Source organism: Nocardia sp. NBC_01388 (genome assembly GCF_045040085.1).
Lineage (GTDB): Bacteria > Actinomycetota > Actinomycetes > Mycobacteriales > Mycobacteriaceae > Nocardia.
Genome location: NZ_CP109553.1, coordinates 3,378,985 through 3,400,955, shown reverse-complemented (window position 1 = coordinate 3,400,955; position 21,971 = coordinate 3,378,985). Strand labels below are relative to the sequence as shown.

The window sequence follows — 21,971 nt, the reverse complement described above, 5'->3', positions numbered from 1 at the left end:
GGTGAACGTTCGCAGTAGTCCGGCCGAGGTTCATACGTCCACTGCTAATTGGTGGTGAACCGGCTCTCGATCAGCTCATTCGGTGCGCACGTGTGCGCGCACAAAGTCGACGACCGCATCGGTGAACTCGTCATTGGCATCACTGGCGGCGGTATGCGCGGCCGCGCCGATCTCGGCGTAATCCGCGTGCGGGACCAGCTCCCGGAAGGCGCGCACGCCCTCCTCGCTCACCACATCGGAGAGCGCACCGCGCACCAGCAGCACCGGCATGGTCAGCTGCCGTGCCGCGTCCTCCAGCGGATCGGTATGGAAATCGATCTCCTCACCGCGCCCCGACAGCATGGCCGGATCCCAGTGCCAGTACCAGCGGCCGTCGGCGCGCTGCCGCAGATTGCGCTGCAGCCCTTCGGGATTGCGCGGCTTGCGGCGGTGCGGGAGATAGGCGGACACCACATCGGCGGCTTCCTCGAGACTCGCGAAACCCTCCCGATTGCTGTCCAGGAAATTGATGACGCGCTCCACGCCGGCGCGTTCGGGCCGCGGCACCACATCCACCAGGACCAGCCCGGTCATGCGATCGCGCTGCGGGTGCGCGCTGGCAATGAGGCCGGTGAGACCGCCCATGCTGGCGCCCACCACGAACGCGGGCTTGCCGAGCTGCTCGAGGACACCGATGAGGTCCTCGACCATGGCATTGCGCGAATAGTTGCCGTCCGGCGCCCAATCGCTGTCACCGTGCCCGCGCGCATCGAGCAGGACCGCGTGCATGCCCGCCTTGGCCAGCGCCAGTCCGGAATCCTTCCAGGAGTGCCGGGTCTGGCCGCCCCCGTGCAGGAACACCACGAGCGGTCCGTCCTGGGGTCCCCAGCTGTCCGCGGCGAGTGCGATACCGCCCTGGCCGCGGAAGGTGACGCGGGCAGGTTCGGTGAAGTCGGCTTCATTGCTCACACACCGAGCATCGCACACAGCGGTTTACGGTGTATGAAGACCTGCCGCGCAGGTGCGGATTCGCGCCGTTCACGCGGTCGGGGAATTCGGGTTCCGGAGTCGAGGTGCGCGGATATCCACCGGCAAGGCCGCAGTGCCGCTATGGTTTTCGGGTATGGCTCGAATGGCCGGATCACGATCGCGTGCGGTGTTCGCGATATTGTCGATCGTCTTGATCCTGTGTACCACCGCCTGCTCGACCGGCGGCAATTCCGCGGGGCCCCGCGATCTGTGTTCCCCGCCCGGAGTGAACTTCGCGTCGGCCGCACCGCCGAACCTGGCGGCAGGCCCGACCGCGGGTGTGGATCTGTACACGACCCCGGCCACGGTTCCGCTCTCGCAGATCGATGTCGGCAAACTCGGGTTGATCAACCCCGGCACACTGAGCGTCGGCACGATCTCCGATGCGCCGCCGAGCGTCTGCGTGAATTCCCAGGGCGTCTTCACCGGCATCGACAATGAACTGCTGAAGGCGATCGCGGCGAAACTCGGCCTGCGAGTGCAATTTTCGGGAACCGAGTTCGCGGGCCTGCTGGCGCAGGTGGCCAATCGGCGCTTCGACGTCGGCGCCGCGAGCATCACCGCCACCGATGCGCGCAGACAACTCGTCGACTTCACCAATGGGTACGACTTCGGCTATTTCTCGCTCGTCGTCCCCACCGGCAGTGCCCTCAAAGGCTTTCCGGATCTCCGGAAGGGGCTGCGAATCGGGGTTGTGCAGGGCACCGTGCAGAACGAGTATGTGGTCAACACGCTGCACCTGGACCCGGTGACCTTCCCCGACTTCACCACCGCCTACGCGAATCTGAAGTCCGGACAGCTCGATGCCTGGGTGGCGCCGTCCGGGCAGGCGGCCGGTGCGATCAAGCCCGGCGATCCGGCGTCGGTCGTGCAGAACACCTTCAGTCTGCAGAACTATGTCGGCTTCGCAGTGCGCAAGGGCGATCAGCCATTGACCGAGGCGCTCAATGCCGGACTGGATGCGATCATCGCCGACGGCACCTACGCCCGCATCTACTCCCAATGGGAGCCGCGGCAGTTCCCGCCGGGCTGGAAGCCGGGTTCGAAGGCCGCACCCATGCCGACGCTGCCGGATTTCGCCGAGATCGCCGCCGAACATCAGAGCGCTGAAACCGCGCAGGCCGCACCGAAATCGACACTGGCGCAATTGAAGGACACGTTCCTCGACTGGTCGCTCTACCGCAAGGCGTTTCCGGCGCTGTTCAAGACCGGTCTGCCGAACACCCTCATTCTGGCAGTGGTCTCGGGTGTTCTCGGCACCATCCTCGGGATGCTGCTAGCAGTGGCGGGCATCTCCCGCACGCGCTGGTTACGCTGGCCCGCAAGGGTTTACACCGATATCTTCCGAGGCTTGCCCGCCGTGGTGACGATCCTGATCATCGGTCTCGGCTTCGGCCCCGTGTTCAAGGGCATCACCGGGAACAATCCCTACTGGCTGGGCGCGGTCGCGCTGGCGCTGCTCGCCTCGGCGTATATCGGTGAGATCTTCCGGTCGGGCATCCAGTCGGTCGAATCCGGGCAGCTGGAAGCCGCGCGGGCGATCGGCTTCGGCTATCGGCAGTCGATGACGCTGGTGGTGATTCCGCAGGGTGTGCGCCGGGTGCTGCCCGCCCTGATGAACCAGTTCATCGCGCTCATCAAGGACTCCTCCCTGATCTACTTCCTCGGCCTGCTCTCGACGCAACGTGAATTGTTCGCGGTCGGCCGAGATCTCAACGCGGAGACCGGGAATCTCTCGCCACTGGTCGCCGCCGGTCTGGTCTATCTCCTATTGACCGTTCCGCTCACACACCTGGTGAACTATATCGACCAGCGCCTTCGGACCGGGCGGGCCGAAGCTCCCGCCGCACCGGTCGAGGAGGCCGCCATCACGGAAGGTCGCGGCGCATGAGCGAGCCGACCGAAGACGCGGCGCAGACCCCGGACCGGCCACGCAGTGCATCCCTCACCGGGACCGGCCTGAATCTGACGCTGGCTCACAATCATGTACTGCGTGGCATCGACATTCACGTCGACGCCGGCAAGACCACCACCGTCATCGGCCCTTCCGGTTCGGGTAAGTCGACCCTGCTGCGCGTACTGAATCGGCTGTACGAGCCGGATTCCGGCGATGTGCTGATCGACGGGCAGTCGGTGCTGCGCGAGGATCCGGATCGCTTGCGGCAGCGCATCGGGATGGTGTTCCAGCAGTTCAACCTGTTTCCGCATATGACCATCGCCGACAATGTGGCGCTGGGACCGCGGAAGCTGCGGGGACTGTCGAAAGACGAAGCCCGCGCGGTCGCCGCGGAGCAGCTGGAGATCGTGGGCCTGGCGGGCCGGGCCGATGCGCGTCCGGCGAATCTGTCCGGTGGTCAGCAGCAACGCGTCGCGATCGCGCGGGCGCTGGCAATGAAACCGGCGCTGATGCTGTTCGACGAGGTCACCTCTGCATTGGATCCGGAACTGGTCAAAGGTGTGCTTTCGCTGATGGCCGACCTGGCCTCCGGAGGAATGACGATGATCGTGGTGACCCACGAGATGGGCTTCGCCCGTTCGGTTTCCGATCGCCTGGTCTTCATGGATCGCGGGCAGGTCGTGGAGTCGGGTGTGCCGGATCAGCTTTTCGACAATGCCGAAACTCCGCGACTACGGCAGTTCCTGTCCCAGGTCTTGTGACCGTCGCGCGGGACATGTGAGATTCCTCCCAGCATCACGTGCCGGGGATGGATTCATCGCAGACCAATCGGTCTGAATCTTAACTACGGGATTGCTATTGCCCTGCCCCGCCTGCGAGGATTCGCCCGTGGAAACCTGCTGGTGCGCGCCGTATAGCGGGGTGATCACGGCAAATCGCCCACTCCGCGAAAGGTGTATCCCGGACAGCGCGCGAACCGGCCGCGAACACTCGGTTGCCACAGGGGTGCGGTGACGGCCTGACCCGGTACCGCTGCTAGGCTGCGTACCCGAAAAGACATCCTTTAACGGACCGTCCGGTGAGGCGGGGAAGGAGGTCGGCATGGCTGTGCCCGAAGATCGGGCGGCCAAGTCGAGCGCTGGCGAATACTCGCAGCGGCACGATCCCGCACAGGTGGAAGCCGGACGCGAATTGCTCTCCGATTCGGACGTCGGCCGGACCATCGCACGTATGGCGCACCAGATCATCGAGAAGACCGCTCTCGATTCCGGCGACCCGACCACGCCCCGCGTGGTGCTCATCGGGATTCCCACGCGCGGAACGACTCTCGCCACTCGACTGGCAAGCCGCATCGAAGAGTTCTCCGGTGTGCGCCCCGCCGTCGGCTCCCTCGACATCACCCTCTATCGCGACGACCTGCGCAGCAAGCCGCATCGTCCGCTCGAGCGCACCTCGGTGCCCGAGGGCGGTATCGAAGACGTGCTGGTGGTCCTCGTCGACGATGTGCTCTTCTCCGGTCGCACCGTGCGCTCGGCGCTGGACGGACTGCGCGATCTGGGCCGCCCCCGCGCGGTGCAGCTGGCCGTGCTCATCGACCGCGGCCACCGCGAACTGCCCATTCGCGCCGATTACGTCGGCAAGAACGTGCCCACCTCCCGCACCGAGGACATCTCGGTGCTGCTGCGTGAGCATGACGGTCGCGACGGTGTGCACCTGCGTCAGGAGAGGGAGAAGTGAAGCACCTGCTTTCGGTCACCGATCTGGATCGCGCCAATGCCACCGCACTGCTCGATGATGCCGAGCGGTTCGAACAGGCACTGCTCGGCCGTGAGGTGAAGAAGCTGCCGACCCTGCGCGGCCGCACCGTCATGACGGTGTTCTTCGAGAACTCCACGCGCACCCGGGTGTCCTTCGAGGTCGCGGGCAAGTGGATGAGCGCCGACGTCATCAATGTCAGCTCCTCGAGCTCCTCGGCCTCCAAGGGCGAATCGCTGCGCGATACCGCGCTGACCCTGCACGCGGCGGGCGCGGACGCGCTCATCGTGCGGCATCCGGCCTCGGGTGCGGCGCATCAGATCGCGCGCTGGTTCTCCCAGATGCAGGAATCCAGCGGCGGGTTCGTCGGTCCCGGCCCGGCCATCATCAATGCCGGCGACGGCACGCACGAGCACCCCACCCAGGCGCTGCTGGACGCACTGACCCTGCGTCAGCGTCTCGGCGATCTGGAAGGTAAGCGGGTGGTGCTGGTCGGCGACATCCTGCACAGCCGGGTCGCTCGCTCGAATGCCTTCCTGCTCAGCATTCTCGGCGCGGAGGTGGTGCTGGTCGCTCCGCAGACGCTGCTGCCGGTCGGCGTCGAGGCCTGGCCGGTCCGGGTCGCGAGCTCGCTCGATGCGGAGCTGCCCGGCGCGGACGCGGTCATGATGCTGCGCGTGCAGGCCGAGCGCATGAACGGCGGCTTCTTCCCGTCGGCGCGCGAGTACTCGATCAACTACGGCTTGAACGAGCGCCGCCTGGGCATGCTCGCCGAGCATGCGGTGGTCCTGCACCCCGGGCCCATGCTGCGCGGTATGGAAATCGCGTCGGCTGTGGCCGATTCCCCCAAAGCGGCTGTGCTGCAACAGGTCAACAACGGAGTCCATATGCGCATGGCGGTGCTCTTCCGCCTGCTGGTCGGAACCGACGAGGTGCTGGCATGAGCGAGCGCAGCGAGCGAATCGAAGACACAGCGCGCATCGCGCATGGCCGAGCCGAGCGCCGGCGAGGTTCGGGCATGAGCGTCAGGCACGGAGGAGGCAGCCTGCGTAACCACGCAGTGCCAGCGAATGCCAAGGAGGGCGCAGCATGAGCATCCTGATCAAGAACGTCCTTCTGTACGGCGAAGGCGACCCCGTCGACGTCCTTCTGTCAGACGGTGAGATCCGCGAGATCGGTGCCGGTCTGGACGGCGGCGAGGCCGAAATCATCGATGGCGCCGGGCAATTCCTGCTGCCGGGCTTCATCGACCTGCACACGCATCTGCGGGAACCGGGCCGCGAGGACACCGAGACCATCGAAACCGGTTCCGCCGCAGCGGCGCTCGGCGGCTACACGGCCGTGTTCGCCATGGCGAACACCAGCCCGGTCGCCGACACCTCGGTCATCACCGACCATGTGTGGCGGCGCGGCCAGGAGGTCGGCCTGGTGGATGTGCACCCGGTGGGTGCGGTGACCGTCGGTCTCGAAGGTAAGCAGCTCGCCGAAATGGGCACCATGGCAGCCGGTCTCGCCTCGGTGCGCATGTTCTCCGACGACGGCCACTGCGTCTACGACCCGCTGATCATGCGCCGTGCGCTGGAATACTCGAACTCCCTGGGCGTGCTCATCGCCCAGCATGCGGAGGAGCCGCGCCTGACCAAGGGCGCGGTCGCCCACGAGGGCCCGAATGCCGCCCGCCTGGGTCTGGCCGGGTGGCCGCGCGCCGCCGAGGAGTCCATCGTGGCCCGCGACGCGCTGCTGGCCCGTGATGCCGGTGCGCGCGTGCACATCTGCCACGCCTCCACCGCCGGCACCGTCGAACTGGTGAAATGGGCGAAGAGCCAAGGCATTTCGATCACCGCCGAGGTCACTCCGCATCACCTGCTGCTCGACGATTCGCGGCTGGAGACCTACGACGCGGTGAACCGGGTGAACCCGCCGCTGCGCGAATCCTCCGATGTGGCCGCGCTGCGGCAGGCCCTCGCCGACGGTGTCATCGACTGTGTCGCCACTGATCACGCCCCGCACGCCGAACAGGACAAGTGCTGCGAATTCGCCGCTGCCCGTCCCGGCATGCTGGGCCTGGAAACCGCGCTGTCGATCGTCGTGCAGACCATGGTCCGCCCGGGTCTGCTCGATTGGCGCGGCGTCGCGCGGGTGATGAGCGAAAACCCCGCGCGCATAGTCGGTCTGGATGATCAGGGCCGCCCGCTCGCCGTCGGCGAACCGGCCAATCTGGCGCTGATCGATCCGAATACCGAATGGACGGTGCGGGCGAAGGAACTCGCCAGCATCGCCCGGAACACTCCGTTCGAGGAGATGACCCTGCCCGCGAAGGTGACCGCCACCTTCCTGCGTGGCCGGATCACCTCCCGGGACGGGGTCGCCAGCGCCGCGCGCGGTGGCGATGAGGTCTTCGCCGGCGGAGACCGGCGGGTGGGGAACCGAGGAGGACCGTAATGGAGCGAACGCTGACGATTGTCGTGCTGCTCGCACTTTTCGCGCTGTGCCTGTGGGGCATGTACCGGGCCTGGACCGGCCGCGCGAAGAAGCAAGCGGCATCGATCGGTGAGCTGCCGGTGGTGCCCGCCGACTGCGGTGCGCAACTGCTGGAGCCGACCACGGGCATGTATCTCGGCAGCACCCTGGCGCCCAGCTGGATTCAGCGAATCACGGTGGGCGACCTGGGCTTCCGGGCCACAGCGGAGCTGACTCGGTTCGAACGCGGCATCCTGCTCGAACGCGACGGCGCGGGCACGGTCTGGATTCCGGAGGAGTCCATCACCGCCGTGCGCACCGAGCGCGGGCATGCGGGCAAGGTCATGACGGAAGGCGGTGTGCTGGTGATTCGCTGGAAGCTGCCGACCGGAACCGAGGTGGATACCGGATTCCGGGGAGACGACAAAACGGTGTACCCGGCGTGGACCGGGACGGCACCTACGAAACAGACGACGAAGACGGGAGACGAGGCATGAGCAGCGGCGATACCGCAGTGATGGTGCTCGAGGACGGCCGCGTATTCCGCGGGACGACCTTCGGCGCCGTCGGACAGACTTTGGGTGAGGCGGTGTTCTGCACCGCGATGACCGGGTACCAGGAGACCCTCACCGACCCCAGCTACGACCGGCAGATCGTGGTGGCCACGGCCCCGCAGATCGGCAATACCGGCTGGAACGACGAGGACGACGAGTCCGGCAAGATCTGGGTCGCCGGTTACGCCGTGCGCGATCCCTCGCGGCGCGCCTCCAACTGGCGCTCCAAGCGCACGCTGCAGCAGGAGCTGGAGAACCAGAACGTCGTCGGCATCGCGGGCATCGATACCCGAGCCCTGGTGCGGCACTTGCGTACTCGCGGTTCCATGAAGGCCGGCGTCTTCTCCGGCGAGGCGCTCGCCGACTACGAGGAGCTCGTCGCGCGGGTCAACAACCAGCCCTCCATGCTGGGCGCGGACCTGGCCGGTGAGGTCTCGACCGATGAGATGTACACCATCGAGCCCGACGGCGAGCACCGCTTCACCGTGGTGGCGGTCGATCTCGGCATCAAGTCCAACACCCCGCGCATGTTCGCCCAGCGCGGTATCCGGGTGCATGTGGTGCCCTCCAATGTCACGCTGGACCAGATCAAGGAACTGAGCCCCAACGGCGTGTTCCTGTCGAACGGTCCCGGCGACCCGGCCACCGCCGACGGCGCCGTGGCGCTGACTCAGGCTGTGCTGCAGGAGAATCTGCCGCTCTTCGGCATCTGCTTCGGCAACCAGATCCTGGGCCGCGCCCTGGGCCGCAATACCTACAAGATGAAGTTCGGCCACCGCGGCATCAATATCCCGGTCATCGAACACCACACCGGCCGCATCTCGATCACCGCGCAGAACCACGGCTTCGCCCTCGAGGGCGAGCGCGGCGAGGTCTTCGACACCCCGTTCGGCAAGGCCGAAGTCAGCCACATCTGCGCCAATGACGGTGTTGTCGAAGGTGTTCAGCTGGTCAGCGGGCGCGCCTTCTCGGTGCAGTACCACCCCGAGGCCGCCGCCGGACCGCACGACGCCGCCTACCTGTTCGATCGCTTTGCCACGCTGCTGGAAGGAGCCTGATGCCTCGCCGCACCGACCTCAATCACATCCTGGTGATCGGCTCGGGCCCGATCGTCATCGGCCAGGCTTGCGAGTTCGACTACTCCGGCACCCAGGCCTGCCGCGTGCTCAAGGCCGAGGGCCTGCGGGTGTCGCTGGTGAACTCGAATCCGGCGACCATCATGACCGACCCGGAGTACGCGGACGCCACCTACGTGGAGCCGATCACCTGGGAGTACGTCGAGAAGGTCATCGCCAAGGAGCGCCCCGACGCCATCCTCGCGACCCTGGGCGGCCAGACCGCGCTCAATTGCGCTGTCGACCTGCACGAGAACGGCATTCTGGAGAAGTACAACGTCGAGCTGATCGGCGCGGACTTCGAAGCCATCCAGCGCGGTGAGGACCGGCAGAAGTTCAAGGACATCGTCGCCAAGGTCGGCGGCGAGAGCGCCCGCTCCAAGGTCTGCTACACCATGGACGAAGTCCGCGAAACCGTTGCGGAACTTGGTTTCCCGGTGGTCGTGCGCCCGTCCTTCACCATGGGCGGCCTGGGCTCCGGTATGGCCTACAACCACGAGGATCTCGATCGCATCGCCGGCGGCGGCCTCGCCGCCTCGCCGACCGCGAACGTGCTCATCGAGGAATCCATCCTGGGCTGGAAGGAATTCGAGCTCGAGCTCATGCGCGACCGCCGCGACAATGTGGTGATCGTCTGCTCGATCGAGAATGTGGACCCCATGGGCGTGCACACCGGTGATTCGATGACCGTCGCCCCGGCCATGACCCTCACCGATCGCGAGTACCAGAAGATGCGCGATCTGGGCATCGACATTCTGCGCGAGGTCGGCGTGGACACCGGTGGTTGCAATATCCAGTTCGCGGTGGATCCGGCCGACGGGCGTCTCATCGTCATCGAGATGAACCCGCGGGTGTCGCGCTCGTCCGCATTGGCTTCCAAGGCAACGGGTTTCCCCATTGCCAAGATCGCCGCCAAGCTGGCCATCGGCTACACGCTGGACGAGATCGTCAACGACATCACCAAGGAAACCCCGGCCTGCTTCGAGCCCACGCTCGACTACGTCGTGGTGAAGGCGCCGCGCTTCGCGTTCGAGAAGTTCCCGGGCGCCGACCCGACGCTGACCACCACCATGAAGTCGGTCGGCGAGGCAATGTCGCTGGGCCGCAACTTCTCCGAGGCCCTGGGCAAGGTGCTGCGGTCGCTCGAGACCAAGGCCACCGGCTTCTGGACGCTGCCGGACGGCGAGTGGACCGACACCGAGGCGATTCTCGAGGATCTGCGGACCCCCACCGAGGGCCGCATCTACCAGGTCGAGCGGGCACTGCGCCTGGGCGCGAGCATCGAGGACACCGCCAAGGCCTCGGGCATCGACCCGTGGTTCGTGGCCGAGGTCGCCGCACTGGTGCAGCTGCGCCAGGAGATCATCGACGCACCCGTGCTGGACGAGGCGCTGCTGCGCCGCGCCAAGCACTACGGTCTGTCCGATCGCCAGATCTCCGCTCTGCGACCGGAACTCGCGGGTGAGGACGGCGTGCGCACGCTGCGCCACCGGCTGCACATTCGCCCGGTGTTCAAGACCGTCGACACCTGCGCCGCCGAGTTCGAGGCCAAGACGCCGTACCACTACTCGGCCTACGAGCTCGATCCCGCCGCCGAGTCCGAGGTCGCGCCGCAGCGTGAACGCGGCAAGGTGCTCATCCTCGGTTCGGGTCCGAACCGCATCGGCCAGGGCATCGAATTCGACTACAGCTGTGTGCATGCCGCGCAGACGCTGTCGGCCGCCGGGTACGAGACCGTCATGGTCAACTGCAATCCGGAGACCGTCTCCACCGACTACGACACCGCCGATCGCCTGTATTTCGAGCCCCTGACGTTCGAGGACGTGTTCGAGGTGTACCACGCGGAAAGCGAATCCGGCACCGTCGTGGGCGTCATCTGCCAGCTCGGCGGCCAGACCCCGCTGGGCCTGGCGCAGAAGCTGACCGATGCGGGTGTGCCCGTGGTCGGAACCTCCGCGGCCGCCATCGACCTGGCCGAGGACCGCGCCGAATTCGGCGATGTCCTTGTCGCAGCGGGACTTCCGGCGCCCAAGTACGGTACCGCCACCACCTTCCCGGCCGCCAAGAAGATCGCCGCCGAGATCGGCTACCCGGTGCTGGTGCGCCCGTCCTACGTGCTGGGCGGACGCGGTATGGAGATCGTCTACGACGAGCAGACCCTCGAGGGTTACATCTCCCGCGCCACCGATATCAGCCCGGATCGCCCGGTGCTCATCGACCGGTTCCTGGAAGACGCCATCGAAATCGACGTCGACGCGCTGTGTGATGGCGACGAGGTCTACCTGGGCGGCGTCATGGAGCACATCGAGGAGGCCGGCATCCACTCCGGTGACTCGGCGTGCGCCCTGCCCCCGATCACCCTGGGCCGCAGCGATATCGAGGCGGTGCGCCGCTCCACCACCGCGCTCGCGCACGGTATCGGCGTCAAGGGCCTGCTGAATGTGCAGTACGCGCTCAAGGACGATGTGCTCTACGTCCTCGAGGCCAACCCGCGCGCCAGCCGCACCGTGCCGTTCGTCTCCAAGGCCACCGCGGTACCGCTGGCGAAGGCCGCGGCGCGCATCGCACTGGGCGCCACCATCGCCGAACTCCGCAAGGAGGGCCTGCTCCCGGCCGAAGGCGACGGCGGCACCGTGCCGATGGACGCCCCGGTCGCGGTCAAGGAAGCCGTGCTCCCCTTCCACCGCTTCAAGCGGCCCGACGGCAGCGGCATCGATTCGCTGCTCTCGCCGGAGATGAAGTCCACCGGTGAAGTCATGGGCATCGACGCCGACTTCGGCACGGCATTCGCCAAGTCGCAGACCGCTTCCTACGGTTCGCTGCCGACCGAGGGCGCTGCCTTCGTCTCGATCGCCAACCGCGACAAGCGGGCCATGGTGTTCCCGGTCAAGCGGCTGCACGATCTCGGCTTCCGGATTCTGGCCACCGAGGGCACCGCGGAAATGCTGCGGCGCAACGGTATTCCGTGCGAGCAGGTGCGCAAGCACTCGGACGAGAAGACCGATCAGCCCAGCATCGTGGACATGATCAAGGACGGCGACGTCGATATCGTCTTCAACACCCCGTACGGCAATAACGGTCCGCGCGTGGACGGTTACGAGATCCGCACCGCCGCGGTGAGCGCGAATATCCCGTGCATCACCACGGTGCAGGGTGCGGCCGCGGCAGTGCAGGGCATCGAGGCCACCATCAACGGCGGCATCGGCGTGCGGTCCCTGCAGGAGCTCCACGCCACCCTCCGGGGCTGATCCGATGACGAGTTTCGGTGTGCGGCTGCGGGATGCGATGCACAAGCACGGACCGGTGTGCGTGGGCATCGACCCGCACCCGCCGCTGCTGCGAGCCTGGGGCCTGACCGAGGACACCGACGGCCTGGCGAAGTTCACCGACGCGTGCGTCGAGGCCTTCGCCGGCCGGGTGGCCCTGGTCAAACCACAGGTGGCGTTCTTCGAAACCTACGGTTCCGGTGGAATCGCGGTGCTGGAGAACGCGATTGCCGCACTGCGCGCGGCGGGCACCCTGGTGCTCGCCGATGCCAAGCGCGGCGATATCGGCTCGACGATGGACGCCTACGCGCACGCCTGGCTCGGTGACGGCCCGCTCGGCACCGATGCCGTCACGGTGTCGCCGTACCTCGGATTCGGTTCCCTCGCACCGGCGCTGGAGCTGGCGAAGGCGAACGATCGCGGTGTGTTCGTACTCGCCGCCACCTCCAATCCGGAAGGTGCGGAGTTGCAGCGCATCACCGGTCCCGACGGTCGCACCATTGCCCAGCGCATGGTCGACGATGCGGCCGCCGCCAATGCGGGCGCGGAATTCGGTTCCGTCGGTGTGGTCATCGGTGCGACGCTCACCGAGGCGCCGGACCTGTCCGCCCTCAACGGCCCCATCCTCATGCCGGGTGTGGGCGCGCAGGGCGGGGGAGCGGACTCCATCCGCAACCTGGTCCCCGCGGGCGATCTCGGCGCGGTACTGCCGAACGTCTCCCGCGAGGTTCTCAAGTCCGGACCGTCCGTCACCGCGCTGCAGGCGCGCGTGGCCGAACTGGCCGACGAATTCGCCTTCCTGCAGCACTGATCAACCGGTAGGCCCGCGACGACGCCGATTCTCTCGGTGCCGTGGCGGGCCGTTTCGGTACAGTGGGGACCATGTCTGACGCAGTGTCGCCCAACGGTATTCGCTATGCTCTCGTACTGGGCGGTGGCGGAGCCGTCGGCATCTGCTGGATGGCAGGCCTGGCCCAGGGGCTGCAGGAGGCGGGCATCGACCTGTCCCTCGCCGACCGGGTGGTCGGCACCTCCGCGGGCTCGGTGGTCGGCGCCGTCCTCACCGGCCACGGCGATGTGCAGCGCCTGCTCATCAGGCCGGAACCGAATTCGGCACGGCCGCCGATAGATCCGTCGGGCTTCGGCGAGATCATGAATCTGCTGCTCAACTCCGGCCTGCCCGCGAACGAGGCACGCAAACTGGCGGGCGCTCGTGCGCTGGAAATGAATGTGGGCGATCCGGCCGATCACGTCGCCCGGATCGGCGGTCTGGCCGCGGTCTCCGACTGGCCCGAGACCGATTTCATCGTCACCGCCGTCGATATCACCACCGGTGAGCGCCACGCCTGGACCCGCGCGGGCGCCGCGACCCTGCCCGAGGCACTGGCCTCCAGCACCTCGGTTCCCGGCATCTTCCCGCCCATCCCCGTCGACGGCCGCTACTACATCGACGGCGGTCTCGGCTCGCCCATCAATGCCGATCTCGCGGCCGGCGCTGAGCTCATCGTGATCATCGAGCCACTGGCCCACATGTTCCCGCACGCGCCCAAGGACAGCGAATTGGGCGGTGCCGCAACCCTGTCCATCGTTCCCGATGCCGAAGCCATCGCCGCCATCGGCCCGGATGTCTTCAGCCCCGCCGCCCTCGAACCGGCCTACGAGGCCGGCTACCGCCAGTCCGCCGAGGCAGCCCCGCGCCTGAAGGCGGTCTGGCCGACCCGCTGAATTCGCCGCCTTTCACTACAGTTTTCGAGGATTACTTTGTAGTGAAAGGCGGATTTCTCATGTCCGGTCTCGACCTGGGCCTGCTCTCGTACGGTCAAACCCGTGTGCTGGTAGACGATTTCGCGGACAGCTATCGCTTCTACCGCGACATCCTCGGGCTGCCGCTCAAGCATCACGAGCCGGGCGAGCAGGAGCCCGGCGCCGGTCCTTACGCCTGCTTCGTCGCGGGTGATGCCGATCTGGCCCTGTTCACCCGCGCCTACATGGACGCGGCGGTCGGTGCCGAACATCGGCCGAAGGACGGCATCGACACCGTTGTGGTGGTGCTGCGGGTCGGTGATGTCGATGCCGCCGCGAAGACCGTCGAGGCGCGTGGCGCGGAACTCACCACCGTGCCTGCCGACCAGCCCGCCTGGGGCACGCGCGTGGCGCATCTGCGCGCCCCGGAGGGCACGTTGATCGAGCTCTGCCAGTACGAGGATTGACCAAGCGCTTGCCTGATCGCCCGCCTGGCCCGCCGCGTTGGGTGAAACGCCCGGGAAGTCGCATCGGCGAGGTTTAACCCGTCTGTGGCCGCGCCAGGGGGCAGGACATGTCATCGGGGCGGCACGCGGGGGCTGGACCTGCGGCGGAATCGAGTCTTCGAACGGTGTTCGAATGTGTCGGGTGATGCGCGACACGCGGTGTGAAATCGTGCGACACGCCGAGGAAATCCAGAAAGTTCCAGGTCGGATGATTACAGCTCGGTCACGGTCTGAATCGGACATTCGGTACCGGGTTCGCGGGCCTTTCCGGAGGCCGAAAAACCGCTGATGACAAGGGGATTCGCCGTCCCGGCGGCAGGGGCGGGGCAGCCGGTGCGCGAGGGCCGACGCGGATGTGCATTCCACCCGGTCGCGCCCGGAATCACGCGCTGACCTGGGGGGTGGGTTCGCAATCGCCAAGCGTCGTGGGTACGGTCGCTGAGACCGCCGGTTCGAACGGCGGGAGTACAAGCAATGAACGACGAGACGGAGGAACCGTGGCCCTTCCCCAGCTGACTGACGAGCAGCGCGCCGCTGCTTTGGAGAAGGCGGCTGCCGCCCGGCGCATTCGGGCGGAGCTCAAGGAGCGCCTGAAGCGTGGCGGTACCGATCTGAAGACGGTCCTTGCTGATGCCGAGAAGGACGAAGTTCTCGGCAAGATGAAGGTTTCAGCGCTGCTCGAGGCCCTGCCGAAGGTTGGCAAGGTCAAGGCTGCCGAGATCATGAGCGAACTGGAAATTGCACCGACCCGCCGACTGCGCGGACTGGGCGATCGGCAGCGTAAGGCGCTGCTGGCCCGGTTCGACTTCACCGCGGAATAATCCGAGGGTGGTCGAACACACTCGGAAGGGCCGGCTGGTAGTCCTGGTCGGCCCCTCGGCCGTCGGTAAGTCCACTGTCGTGCGCTGCGTGCGCGAACGACTGCCCGAATTGGTATTCAGTGTGTCGGCCACCACCCGGGCCCCCCGGCCCGGTGAGGTCGACGGTCGCGACTACCGATTCGTCTCCCGCGAAGATTTCGACGTCATGATCGCGACGGACGAACTCCTCGAATGGGCCGATATCCACGGTGGACTGCAGCGGTCGGGAACCCCGGCCGCACCTGTGCGCGAAGCGCTCGCGACCGGACACTCGGTCTTGATCGAGGTGGACCTCGAGGGGGCACGCTCGATCCGCAAGACCATGCCGGAGGCCACTTTGGTCTTCCTGGCCCCGCCCAGCTGGGACGAACTGGTATCCCGGCTCACCACGCGAGGCACTGAATCGCCCGAGGTCATAGAGCGAAGGCTGCAAACCGCCAGGACCGAATTGGCGGCCTGTGACGAGTTCGACACCGTCATAGTGAACGACGAGGTGACCAGTGCCTGTGAGCAGTTGGTATCCTTGTTCGTTAGCACAATTTCGAGGTAGTCCTCGTATATCGACCGGCCCATCTTCGAAGTGGGCCGGCTCCACCTCTCGAACAACCCCGCAGGAGCCTTCCTAGTGAGTACTGAAATGAAGACCGCGGCCATCTACGACACTCCGATCGGCCTGACCAACCCGCCGATCGATGAACTGCTGGAGCGGACCTCGTCGAAGTACGCGCTGGTCATCTACGCAGCCAAGCGGGCCCGGCAGATCAACGACTACTACAACCAGCTCGGTGACGGCATTCTCGAATATGTCGGCCCGCTGGTCGAGCCGGGTCTGCAGGAAAAGCCGTTGTCGGTGGCCATGCGCGAGATCCACGCCGACCTGCTGGAGCACACCGAGGGCGAATAAGCCCCCGGCGTTGCGGCAACAAGCAGGCATCTCTACTACGGCGCTGGAGGCGTAGTGACGACAGAATTCACCCGGGGCATGCGGTGACCCGGGTCATCGTCGGTGTCGGCGGCGGTATCGCCGCATACAAGAGTTGCGCCCTCGTGCGCCGGTTCACCGAAACCGGGCACGAGGTTCGCGTAATTCCCACCGAGTCGGCATTGAACTTCATCGGCAAGGCCACGTTCGAGGCGCTGTCCGGTCATCCCGTGCACACCGGCGTATTCGCCGATGTGCCCGAGGTGCCGCATGTGCGACTCGGCCAGGAGGCCGAGCTGATGGTCATCGCTCCCGCGACAGCGGATCTCATGGCGCGTGCCGCTGCCGGCCGCGCGGACGATCTACTGACAGCCACACTTCTCACCGCCCGATGTCCCATCCTGTTCGCGCCCGCGATGCACACAGAAATGTGGGAGCACCCCGCGACGATCGCGAATGTGGCGACACTGCGCGCGCGCGGCGCCATGGTCATGGAGCCGGCGCACGGTCGACTCACCGGATCCGATACCGGCGCAGGCCGTTTGCCGGAGCCGGAGGAGATCTTCAGCTTCGCCTCACTGCTGCTCGAGCGCACCGACGCGGTGCCGCGGGATCTCGAAGGCCGGCGCATCATCGTTTCGGCGGGCGGCACGCGTGAGCCGCTCGATCCGGTGCGGTTCCTGGGCAATCGCAGTTCCGGCAAGCAGGGCTATGCCATTGCCCGGGTTGCCGCGCAGCGCGGGGCGCATGTGACGCTCATCGCGGGCAACACCATCGGCCTGGAGCCTCCGGCTTCGGTCGAGGTCGTGCACGTGACCACCGCTGAGCAGTTGAAGGTGGCCGTCGACAAGCACGCCATCGGCTCGGACGCTGTCATCATGGCTGCCGCGGTGGCCGATTTCCGGCCCGTGAACGTCGCCGCCGCGAAGATCAAAAAGGGTGCGGACGAACCGAATTCAATCGAATTGACCAAGACCCCCGACATTCTCGCGGGTCTGGTGCAGTCCCGTCGCGACGGGCTGCTGGCGGGCACCGCCATCGTCGGCTTCGCCGCCGAGACCGGTGACGAGCACGCCGATGTGCTCACCCACGCCCGGGCCAAACTGGTGCGCAAGGGCTGTGACCTATTGGTGGTCAATGCGGTCGGCGAGGGCAAGGCCTTCGAGGTCGACCACAACGACGGCTGGCTACTCGGCGCCGACGGCACCGAGATCGCGCTGGACCACGGATCCAAGGCATTGCTGGCGAGCCGGGTGCTGGATTCGCTCGGTCCGCTGCTGCGCTGACCGCCGTTCCATGCCCGGCCGAGGGCGACACACCGACAGGGCGGGCCGCTGGCTCGGATAGGCAACTGTCTGAGCCACAATATTGGCCATCTGGGGACGTCGTTCCCCCGCAGTCGGTGGTTTGGAATAACCTGAGACAAAGGGTTGTGCGGTAGCGGGGACGCGCTACTGTCGCAGGCCGATACGAGAAACCCGTTGAGGGAGAGGGAACAACTGTGCGCACGACTGGCAGCCGCCTATTCACCAGTGAGTCCGTGACGGAAGGTCACCCGGACAAAATCTGTGATGCCATCAGCGATTCCATCCTCGACGCGTTGCTCGCGGCCGATCGGCGCAGCCGCGTGGCGGTGGAGACTTTGGTGACCACCGGTCAGGTGCACGTGGCCGGTGAGGTCAGCACCACCGCCTATGTGGACATCCCGACCATCGTTCGCGAAAAGATCCTGGAGATCGGATACGACTCCTCCGCAAAGGGTTTCGACGGCTCCTCCTGTGGCGTGAACGTGGCCATCGGTGCGCAGTCGCCGGATATCGCGCAGGGCGTGGACACCTCGCACGAGGCCCGTACCGGCGGCGAGGACGACGCCATCGCACGCCAGGGTGCGGGCGATCAGGGTCTGATGTTCGGCTACGCCACCGTCGAGACCCCGGAGCTCATGCCGCTGCCGATCTCGCTGGCGCACAAGCTTTCGCGTCGCCTGACCGAGGTCCGCAAGTCCGGCGTGCTGCCGTACCTGCGCCCGGACGGCAAGACCCAGGTCACCATCGAGTACGAGGGTGATATCCCCAAGCGCCTGGACACGGTCGTCATCTCGACCCAGCACGCCGCCGATATCGATCTCGACAATCTGCTCACCCCGGACATCCGCGAGAAGGTCGTCGACTCGGTGCTCGCCGAGCTGAAGCTGCCGAATCCGTTGGACACCTCCAATATTCGCCTGCTGGTCAACCCGACCGGCAAGTTCGTGCTCGGTGGCCCCATGGGTGATGCCGGCCTGACCGGTCGCAAGATCATCGTCGACACCTACGGCGGCATGGCCCGCCACGGCGGCGGCGCTTTCTCCGGTAAGGATCCGTCGAAGGTCGACCGCTCGGCCGCCTACGCCATGCGCTGGGTCGCCAAGAATGTCGTGGCCGCCGGTCTGTCCGAGCGGGTCGAGGTGCAGGTCGCCTACGCTATCGGCAAGGCTGCCCCCGTGGGCCTGTTCGTCGAGACCTTCGGCACCGAGCAGATCGACCCGGAGAAGATCTCCGCCGCCATCGCCGAGGTCTTCGACCTGCGTCCGGGCGCCATCATTCGCGATCTGGACCTGCTGCGCCCGATCTACGCACCCACCGCCGCGTACGGCCACTTCGGCCGCACCGACGTGGACCTGCCCTGGGAGCGCACCGACCGCGCGGAGAAGTTGCGCGCCGCCGCCGGGCTGTAATTGACACACACCGGACCAGCGGCGGGGCGCCCCATCGCGCGGGTGCTCCCGCTGCTGGAACCGGCCCATCTCGACAGGGATTTCGACTACCTCGTTCCCCCCGAGCTGGATGAGATCGCCCAGCCGGGCGTTCGCGTTCGAGTGCGATTCTCCGGCCGTCTCATCGACGGCTATATCCTCGAACGCCTCGAAAAGTCCGACCACACAGGCAGACTCGTGCGCCTGGACCGCGTCGTATCCAGCGAACGCGTGCTCACCCCGGAAATCCTGCGGCTGGTCACCGCTGTCGCCGCCCGCTACGCGGGCACCCGGGCAGATGTCCTGCGCCTGGCGATTCCGCCGCGCCACGCGAAGATCGAAGCCGAGGGCGAGAACGGCTCCAAGAAGGCCACCAAAGCCGCCAAAGCGCGCAAGACTGCCGGAGAGCGCGCATCGGACGCGCCGCCGGAAGCGGCGAACAATGAACCCGTCATGCTCGATGAGCCTGACGCAGCGGACGTTTCGCCGACGTTGGCTTCGTCACATGCTCCGATTGCGGACGTTTCTGTCTCGGACGGACCGGTCATCGGTGCGCCGCACCATTCGTACGGGCCGCGTGGTCGAACTGAGCCGATCGACGCTCCATCGACGGGCGAGGACTTCGGTGCAGCTCCCGCACAGGTTGCGGACTCCGATGACATCGCGGCGGTGAACGCGACGCCCGCAGCTGCCGATGGCCACCCACTCGCCGAGACCGAAACCCAGACCGGCACACGAGAACTCGGCGCGGCCACCCATGGCGTCGGCACGAACGACTTCGGCACCGGCGACGCCGATGCGGCTGCGGATGAATTCGATGCGGGCCAGATCGGCTCGGACGATCTCGATGCTGCCGAGGGTGCGGTCGGCGCAGATGGTATCGGTGCGAGCGCGGGTAATTTCAGTGCGGCCGGGCGCGAGATCGGCGCCGGCGACAACGGTTCAGCTGCGGGCGAGTCCGGCTCAGGTGACGGTGCCGGGGGCGAAAGCACCGGATCGGCGGGCGGGGCTGCCGAGAGCGACCGGTCAGTGGATGAGGGTGCTGCGAAGTCGATTACGGCGCAGGTGATCCCGGTGGACTACCCGGCGTGGTCCAGGTACGAACACGGTCGATCATTTCTGGGCGCGCTGGCTGCGGGGCAGGGGCCGCGTGCGGCGTGGCAGGCATTGCCGGGGGAGGACTGGCCGCGTCGGCTCGCTGAGCTCGCGGCAGTGGTCGTGCAGAGTGGTCGCAGTGCTGTGCTGATGGTTCCCGATCAGCGGGATTTGGATCGGGTGTTGACCGAATGCGCTGCGCTGGTGGGCGATTCGGCTGTTGGTCTGGCTGCTGGACTGGGTCCTTCGGCGCGGTACCGGCGCTGGCTGGCGGCGCTGCGGGGGACTGCCCGCATTGTGGTCGGCACTCGCGCCTCGGTCTTCACTCCTGTGCAGGATCTCGGTCTCATCGCCATCTGGGATGACGGTGACGGCACCTACGCCGAACCGCGCTCGCCGTATCCGCATGCGCGGGAGGTGGCGATGCTGCGCGCGCACGAGACCGGCGCGGCCTTCGTCGCCGGTGGGTTCGCACGTACCGCCGAGGTTCAGGCCATTGTCGAATCCGGTTGGGCCCATGATCTTCTCGCTGATCGCGGTGTCCTCCGCCAGGTGATGCCCCACATCAGTGCCCCGGGTGACAGCGATGCCGCGCTGGAGCGCGATCCCATCGCGCGGGCCATTCGTATTCCGGGTGTCGCCTTCCTGGCCGCACGCAAGGCGCTCGCGGCAGGGGAGCCTGTGCTGGTCCAGGTGCCAAGGCGTGGCTACATTCCCGCGCTGGCCTGCGCGAAATGCCGTACCCCCGCCCGCTGTCGGCACTGCAACGGCCCATTGGCCTTGCCGGACACAACATCCGACTCCTCGCGCGCCAACACCACCGGGGGAAGCGCCCCGGGCCGAGCGGCGCGTGGCGGATCGCCGGCGGGAAATGCACCCGGGCGAGCGCCCCACGAGGGCGCGGCAGCTGAGAACACCTCAGCGCGAGTGCAATACGATGGCGCGGCACCAGGGGGCGCTGGGGGGCGAGCGGCGTACGACGGCGCGGGGGATGCTCGGGGCCGAGCGGCGTACGACGGTGCGGAAGCGTGGGGTGCTCGGGGGCGAGCGGCGCACGACGGTCCGGAAGCAGGGAGCCCTCGGAGGCGAGCGGCGTACGACGGTCCGGAAGCGGGGCAAGCAGGGTACGGCGGTTCTACGCGGCAGAGCGCCGGGGTTGACGGGGCGCGCGGTCGGCCTACGGCCGCAGGGGCGGCTCGGCCGCCTTTCGTGGATCGCGGTGTGGCGATGGGGGTGAGTGTGCCGCGTGGCGGTGCGGAGATGGCGCACAGTCCGGCGTGCCGGTGGTGCGGCATTACCGAGGCGGCATTCCGCTGTGGCGCTTGTGGTTCGCGCGCGCTGCGGGCGGTGGTGATCGGGGCAGTCCGGACGGCCGAGGAATTGGGGCGTGCGTTTCCGGGGGTGCCGGTGCGCGGTTCCGGTGGCACGGCGGTACTGGATTCGGTGCCCGAGGGTCCGCAGGTGGTGGTGTCCACGATCGGCGCCGAGCCGGTGGTGCCCGGCGGATACGCGGTGGCGCTGCTGCTGGACGGCTGGGCGCTGCTGGGCCGAGCTGATCTGCGTGCGGCGGAGGATGCGTTGCGGCGGTGGATGTCCGCGGCGGCGCTGGTGCGGACGGGTGGTCAGGTGCTCGTCATGGCCGATCCCGCGATTTCGACCGTGCAGGCGCTACTGCGGTGGGATCCGGTGGGGCATGCGCAATTCGAATTGGACGAGCGCACGCAGGTGCGGTTCCCGCCGTCGGTGCGGCTGGCCGCGGTGGACGGCACCACCGATTCGATCGCCGAATTGCTCACGGAGGCAAAGCTTCCCGATATGGTCGAAGTGCTCGGCCCGGTGCCGCTGCCGCCCGGCGCGCGCAAACCCTTCTCCTCGGGCGACAATCCCCCCGAGGTGGAGCGCATGATCCTGCGGGTCGATCGTTCGGCGGGCGCGGCGCTCGCACGGGCGCTGAGCGCGGCGCTGGCGGTGCGCAGTACCCACAAGTCGGATGCGCCGCTGCGCGTCCAGATCGACCCCGTCGATATCGGCTGATCGAACTCGCCGACATCGGCCG

Annotated in this window: 18 protein-coding genes; 17 read left to right on the top strand and 1 reads right to left on the bottom strand. The window is 67.1% G+C overall.

The window, feature by feature from the left end:
- Positions 1 to 75 precede the first annotated feature (75 nt).
- Entirely contained in the window at positions 76 to 948 is an 873-nt protein-coding gene (locus OG716_RS16775) for an alpha/beta fold hydrolase (RefSeq protein ID WP_405138513.1), read from the bottom strand.
- Between the two features lie 154 nt (positions 949 to 1,102).
- On the opposite strand from OG716_RS16775, the gene OG716_RS16770 reads away from it, so the two are divergent.
- The 17 genes from OG716_RS16770 (at position 1,103) to OG716_RS16690 (ending at position 21,949) form a co-directional block, all read left to right on the top strand.
- On the top strand, positions 1,103 to 2,899 hold the full coding sequence (locus OG716_RS16770) for an ABC transporter substrate-binding protein/permease (protein WP_405138512.1): 1,797 nt from the start codon (positions 1,103 to 1,105) through the stop codon (positions 2,897 to 2,899).
- Positions 2,896 to 3,666 carry an amino acid ABC transporter ATP-binding protein gene (locus tag OG716_RS16765; RefSeq protein ID WP_405138511.1) on the top strand — a complete coding sequence of 257 codons (771 nt, stop codon included), beginning with the start codon at positions 2,896 to 2,898 and terminating at the stop codon, positions 3,664 to 3,666. The genes OG716_RS16770 and OG716_RS16765 overlap by 4 nt, the downstream gene beginning before the upstream one ends.
- Positions 3,667 to 4,006: 340 nt before the next feature.
- Positions 4,007 to 4,642: a bifunctional pyr operon transcriptional regulator/uracil phosphoribosyltransferase PyrR gene (gene pyrR / locus OG716_RS16760; RefSeq protein ID WP_405138510.1), complete on the top strand. Its 636-nt coding sequence runs from the start codon at positions 4,007 to 4,009 to the stop codon at positions 4,640 to 4,642.
- A complete protein-coding gene (locus tag OG716_RS16755) occupies positions 4,639 to 5,604 on the top strand; it encodes an aspartate carbamoyltransferase catalytic subunit (RefSeq protein WP_405138509.1) in 966 nt (321 codons plus the stop codon). Before pyrR ends, OG716_RS16755 begins: the two co-directional genes overlap by 4 nt.
- Positions 5,605 to 5,749: 145 nt before the next feature.
- Positions 5,750 to 7,102 (top strand): dihydroorotase, encoded by a 1,353-nt coding sequence (locus OG716_RS16750; protein ID WP_405138508.1) that lies wholly within the window; start codon positions 5,750 to 5,752, stop codon positions 7,100 to 7,102.
- Entirely contained in the window at positions 7,102 to 7,617 is a 516-nt protein-coding gene (locus tag OG716_RS16745; RefSeq protein WP_405138507.1) for a transporter, read from the top strand. Before OG716_RS16750 ends, OG716_RS16745 begins: the two co-directional genes overlap by 1 nt.
- Positions 7,614 to 8,732: a glutamine-hydrolyzing carbamoyl-phosphate synthase small subunit gene (gene carA, locus OG716_RS16740; RefSeq protein WP_355120251.1), complete on the top strand. Its 1,119-nt coding sequence runs from the start codon at positions 7,614 to 7,616 to the stop codon at positions 8,730 to 8,732. The genes OG716_RS16745 and carA overlap by 4 nt, the downstream gene beginning before the upstream one ends.
- The gene (gene carB / locus OG716_RS16735; RefSeq protein WP_405138506.1) at positions 8,732 to 12,037 is read left to right on the top strand and encodes a carbamoyl-phosphate synthase large subunit; all 3,306 of its coding nucleotides are present in this window, start codon (positions 8,732 to 8,734) and stop codon (positions 12,035 to 12,037) included. Before carA ends, carB begins: the two co-directional genes overlap by 1 nt.
- 4 nt (positions 12,038 to 12,041) lie before the next feature.
- A complete protein-coding gene (gene pyrF / locus OG716_RS16730) occupies positions 12,042 to 12,866 on the top strand; it encodes an orotidine-5'-phosphate decarboxylase (RefSeq protein ID WP_355120247.1) in 825 nt (274 codons plus the stop codon).
- A 71-nt stretch (positions 12,867 to 12,937) separates the two neighbouring features.
- The gene (locus OG716_RS16725; protein ID WP_405138505.1) at positions 12,938 to 13,780 is read left to right on the top strand and encodes a patatin-like phospholipase family protein; all 843 of its coding nucleotides are present in this window, start codon (positions 12,938 to 12,940) and stop codon (positions 13,778 to 13,780) included.
- A gap of 59 nt (positions 13,781 to 13,839) precedes the next feature.
- Entirely contained in the window at positions 13,840 to 14,265 is a 426-nt protein-coding gene (locus OG716_RS16720; RefSeq protein ID WP_405138504.1) for a VOC family protein, read from the top strand.
- Positions 14,266 to 14,801: 536 nt separating this feature from the next.
- Positions 14,802 to 15,125, top strand: a complete 324-nt coding sequence (gene mihF, locus OG716_RS16715; RefSeq protein ID WP_297624062.1) for an integration host factor, actinobacterial type — start codon at positions 14,802 to 14,804, stop codon at positions 15,123 to 15,125.
- Between the two features lie 7 nt (positions 15,126 to 15,132).
- Entirely contained in the window at positions 15,133 to 15,714 is a 582-nt protein-coding gene (gmk, locus tag OG716_RS16710; protein ID WP_405138503.1) for a guanylate kinase, read from the top strand.
- 87 nt (positions 15,715 to 15,801) lie between these two features.
- Positions 15,802 to 16,068, top strand: a complete 267-nt coding sequence (gene rpoZ / locus OG716_RS16705; RefSeq protein ID WP_297624082.1) for a DNA-directed RNA polymerase subunit omega — start codon at positions 15,802 to 15,804, stop codon at positions 16,066 to 16,068.
- Positions 16,069 to 16,151: 83 nt separating this feature from the next.
- Positions 16,152 to 17,372 (top strand): bifunctional phosphopantothenoylcysteine decarboxylase/phosphopantothenate--cysteine ligase CoaBC, encoded by a 1,221-nt coding sequence (gene coaBC, locus OG716_RS16700; RefSeq protein WP_355120237.1) that lies wholly within the window; start codon positions 16,152 to 16,154, stop codon positions 17,370 to 17,372.
- Between the two features lie 215 nt (positions 17,373 to 17,587).
- Positions 17,588 to 18,802 carry a methionine adenosyltransferase gene (gene metK / locus OG716_RS16695; protein WP_405138502.1) on the top strand — a complete coding sequence of 405 codons (1,215 nt, stop codon included), beginning with the start codon at positions 17,588 to 17,590 and terminating at the stop codon, positions 18,800 to 18,802.
- A gap of 42 nt (positions 18,803 to 18,844) precedes the next feature.
- Positions 18,845 to 21,949 (top strand): hypothetical protein, encoded by a 3,105-nt coding sequence (locus OG716_RS16690; RefSeq protein ID WP_405138501.1) that lies wholly within the window; start codon positions 18,845 to 18,847, stop codon positions 21,947 to 21,949.
- Positions 21,950 to 21,971 lie beyond the last annotated feature (22 nt).